This is a genomic window from Micromonospora craterilacus (assembly GCF_003236315.1).
In the GTDB taxonomy this organism is placed as follows: Bacteria; Actinomycetota; Actinomycetes; order Mycobacteriales; family Micromonosporaceae; genus Micromonospora; species Micromonospora craterilacus.
The window spans coordinates 1-2083 of sequence record NZ_POTY01000438.1; the positions used below are offsets into that span (position 1 = coordinate 1).

Sequence of the window (2083 nt, forward strand, 5' to 3'; positions counted from 1 at the left end):
GGACCAGCGCGGCGCAGCCGGCGTTGACCGCGCCCGCGTCGGCGGGGGTGTCGCCGACCATCAGGGCCTCCTCCGGGTCGACGCCGAGCATGCCGCAGGCGCGCCAGAAGATCGCCGGGTCGGGCTTGCAGCGGCCCACCTCGTACGACAGGACGAAGGCGTCGACCAGGTCGGTGAGGCCCCAGGCGTCGAAGATCGGCCGGAGGTCGAAGCCGATGTTGCTGACCACGGCCACCCGTACCCCGGCCCCGCGCAGCGCGGCGAGGATGGGTGCGGTGTCCGGGTAGGGTACCCAGCCCTCCGGCACCAGCAGGCGCTCGTAGAGCGCCTCGGCGAGGCCGTCGATGCCCGCGTCGACCGTCTCGGCGAGCCCGGTGTAGGCGCCCCGGTGGGCGTACGGGTACAGGTCGCGGTCGGCCCACAGCTCCGCCAGCCGAGGCGGCACCCGGGCGGGCAGCGGCCCACCGGCCCGGCCGGCGGTGAGCAGCCGGTCGGCCAGCGCGGTGGCCCGGACCGGGTCCAACTGCACGCCGCACGCCGCCGCGGCGGCCAGCACCCATGCGCGGGGCTCCTCCACCTGCGCGAGCGTGCCGTGGAAGTCGAGCAGCACCGCCTTCACGGGCCGGCGGGACGGGCCCGGCCGGGCGGCGTCGTGGGTGTCGCGTACGGCGTCGGTCGGTTCGGCATGATCCGGCACGTGGTGCACCCTACCGACCCACTCCGACCGCCTTGCCGGACGGCCTTGCCGGGTGCCCGCCGGAGGCACGCACTAATCTTGGGGACATGTCGAGCCCCGCCGAGCGGTACGCCGCGGCGCGCCGCCGGGCCGCGCAGGCCTCTCAGTTCCCGGCGCTGGAAGAGTTCGCCTCCGACCTCGGGTTCGACCTCGACGATTTCCAGCGGGAGTCGTGCCAGGCCCTGGAGCGGGGCAGCGGCGTGCTGGTGTGCGCGCCGACCGGGGCCGGCAAGACGGTGGTCGGCGAGTTCGCCGTACACCTGGCGCTGCGTGGCACGCCCGGGGAGCCGGCGCCGGCCGACGGCGCCCGGCGCAAGTGCTTCTACACCACCCCGATCAAGGCGCTGTCCAACCAGAAGTACCACGACCTGGTCGACCGCTACGGCGCCGACCAGGTGGGGCTGCTCACCGGCGACAACGCGATCAACGGCGACGCCCCGGTGGTGGTGATGACCACCGAGGTGCTGCGCAACATGCTCTACGCCGGCTCGGCCACCCTCGAGGGCCTGGCGTACGTGGTGATGGACGAGGTGCACTACCTCGCCGACCGGTTCCGGGGCGGGGTGTGGGAGGAGGTCATCATCCACCTGCCCGCCTCGGTCACCCTGGTGTCGCTGTCGGCGACGGTGTCCAACGCCGAGGAGTTCGCCGACTGGCTGATCACGGTGCGCGGCGAGACGACGGTGGTGGTCAGCGAGCACCGGCCGGTGCCGCTGTGGCAGCACATGCTGGTCGGCAAGCGGATGTTCGACCTGTTCCACGACGCCGACGCCGCGCGTAAGCACGACGTGCACCCGGAGCTGCTGCGCTACACCCGGGACACGGTCCGCCGCCTCGACCTGGGCGAGGGGCGCTCCGCCGGGCCGGGCGCCGGGCGGCGGGGGCCGCGCTGGCGTGGGCCGCTGCGGCCGGACATCGTCGACCGGCTGGACCGCGAGGGGCTGCTGCCGGCGATCCTGTTCATCTTCAGCCGGGCCGGCTGCGACGCGGCGGTGCAGCAGTGCCTGGCGGCCGGGCTGCGGCTGACCTCGCCCGAGGAACGGGCGGAGATCCGCCGGGTGGTGGAGTCCCGGGTGACCGCCATCCCCGGTGAGGACCTGTCGGTGCTGGGCTACTGGGAGTGGCTCGACGGCCTGGAGCGCGGGCTGGCCGCCCACCACGCCGGGATGCTGCCGGCGTTCAAGGAGGTCGTCGAGGAGCTGTTCGTCCGCGGGCTGGTCAAGGCGGTCTTCGCCACCGAGACGCTGGCCCTGGGGATCAACATGCCGGCCCGCTGCGTGGTGCTGGAGCGTCTGGTCAAGTACAACGGCGAGGCGCACGTCGACCTGACGCCGGGGGAGTACACCC

At 74.0% G+C, this 2083-nt stretch carries 2 protein-coding genes; one reads left to right on the top strand and one right to left on the bottom strand.

Annotated features, from left to right (window positions below; all coding sequences use genetic code 11):
- The coding region (locus C1I95_RS33560) for an HAD family hydrolase (RefSeq protein ID WP_438941364.1) at window positions 1–697 on the bottom strand (697 nt) is incomplete at its 3' end.
- 86 nt (window positions 698–783) lie between these two features.
- Between C1I95_RS33560 and C1I95_RS33565 the strand changes: the two genes are divergently transcribed.
- A partial coding sequence (locus C1I95_RS33565) for a DEAD/DEAH box helicase (protein WP_146605943.1) occupies window positions 784–2083 on the top strand: 1300 nt, incomplete at its 3' end.